The organism is Acidobacteriota bacterium, assembly GCA_040752915.1.
GTDB lineage: Bacteria > Acidobacteriota > UBA4820 > UBA4820 > DSQY01 > JBFLVU01.
In genome coordinates, this window is the sequence record JBFMHB010000146.1 from 1 (window position 1) to 1,866 (window position 1,866).

The following is a 1,866-nucleotide window of genomic DNA, read 5'->3' on the forward strand; positions in this document are numbered from 1 at the left end:
GAGGCGGGGGGCCGCGGGGCGGGGGGGCAGGATGGGCGCGTCGCCGGAGAACCCGTGCACCCTTGAATCGCTCCCTTCAGGTTTGTAGGATAGTCAAGGCCCGGCGTGGAGTCAACGCGATCGTTTCCCCGTTCGGCGTGGGCCCGGACGGAGCGCCGTGGATCCCTGGAGGACCCCATGGAGGCCGTGAGTCAGACCCTGGCGAATTTCCTCGGTTCGGGCGCCGCGTGGGTGGTGCGGATGTTCCTGGCGATCCTCGTCCTCTTTTTCGGCATCATGATCGCCAAGGTCATCAGCAAGGTCGTTCGCCAGATCCTCCTGACGGCCGACGTGGACGAGCGCTTCGGCCGCTGGGTCGGCCTGGACCTCCTGGAGGGCCGGGACAAGGCCCGCAAGCAGGTGGCCACGATCCTGGAGAACGTGGCCTACTGGCTTCTCCTGGTCATCTTCGTGATCTTCGCCCTGGAGGTCCTCGGGGACCGCACCATCTCCATGGTCCTACAGAACATCCTGAACGAGATGGGGCTCGCCATCCCCCGGATCCTCAAGGCCATGCTCATCCTCGCCGGGGCCTGGCTCCTGGCCCTTCTGGCCAAGCTCGCCACCATCAAGGCCCTGAGGAAGGCGGATCTGGACGGCCGCATGAAGCGCGCCGCGTACGGGGAGGAAGCGGAGGGGGGCGAGCCCCCCGCCGCCGGGCCGGGCACGCCCGAGGCCATGGGCAACTTCGTCTTCTACTTCATCCTCCTCTTCGCCCTCCTGCCCTTCCTGGACGCCCTCGGCCTCCAGGCCCTCGTGGATCCCCTCAAGGGCATGTTCGCCAAGGCCCTGGGCTACGTGCCGAACCTGTTCACGGCGGCTCTGGTGGTCCTGCTCGGGTACTTCGTGGCGCGGGTCTGCCAGCGCCTTGCGGAAAACTTCGCCCGGGCCGCGGGCTTCGATCGGGCCGTCTCGGGCCTGCGCTTCGAGAGCGTCCTGAAATCCCTGGACGTGCCCCGCTTCGTGGGGACGGTGGTCTTCGTGGCGGTCCTCATCCCCGTCCTCGCCACGGTCTTCGACATCCTCGACCTTCCCGTGCTCTCGGGGGCCTTCGGGGTCATGCTCAACGAGGTGGCCGCCTCCATCCCGCGGATCCTCGCGGCCTTTCTCCTCCTCGTCCTGGGCCTCGTCCTGGGCCGGTACCTGGGCGACGTGACGACCCAGATGCTCAAGGAGATGGGTTTCGACCTCATCCTGGGACGCGTGGGCCTCTCCAAGCTCGAAAAGCGCGCCGAAGGGGAGGGGGAGCCGGCCTTCCAGCTCTCCTCCGTCGCCGGGAACCTCGTCATGGCGGTGGTGGTCCTCTTCTTCCTCATGGAAGGCTTCCGGATGGTGCGGCTCGACCTCATGGCCGACGCCGTGGACCGCCTCATCCTCTTCCTCCCCAACGTCCTAATCGCCTTCGTCATCCTGGGGTTGGGCTTCTACCTCGCCAAGGTCCTCGAATCCATGGTGGCGAGGTCCTTCGCCAGCGAGCCCACCCTCGAGGCGGGCCTCGTGGGGATCGTCCTGCGCTACTCGGTCATCGTTTTCGCCTTCTTCATGGCCTTCGACCAGCTCGGCATCGCCCACTCCATCGTCGTCAGCGCCTTCACCATCCTCCTCGGCACCGTGGGCCTGGGCCTCGCCCTCGCCTTCGGCCTCGGCGCCAGGGGCCACGCCCGGGACTACATCGAGTACCTCAAGCTCCGGCGGGCCGCCCACCGCGCCGAGCGGGCCGCCGCCGAAGAGGGCGAGGAGGCCGGGAAGCGCAAAAGCCCGTAGGGCCCCGGTGAGGGCGGCGCGTCGGGCCCCTTGACCCCGGCCCCCGCATCCGCTACCATGCTG

General features: G+C 68.2%; 1 protein-coding gene. It reads left to right on the plus strand.

Annotated features, from left to right (window positions below):
- Window positions 1–177 precede the first annotated feature (177 nt).
- On the plus strand, window positions 178–1,803 hold the full coding sequence (locus AB1824_13575) for a mechanosensitive ion channel (protein MEW5765988.1): 1,626 nt from the start codon (window positions 178–180) through the stop codon (window positions 1,801–1,803).
- Window positions 1,804–1,866: the final 63 nt, after the last annotated feature.

Excerpts from the sequence above, each read along its gene's own strand:
- AB1824_13575 (MEW5765988.1), top strand. The coding sequence starts at position 178 with ATGGAGGCCGTGAGTCAGACCCTGGCGAATTTCCTCGGTTCGGGCGCC.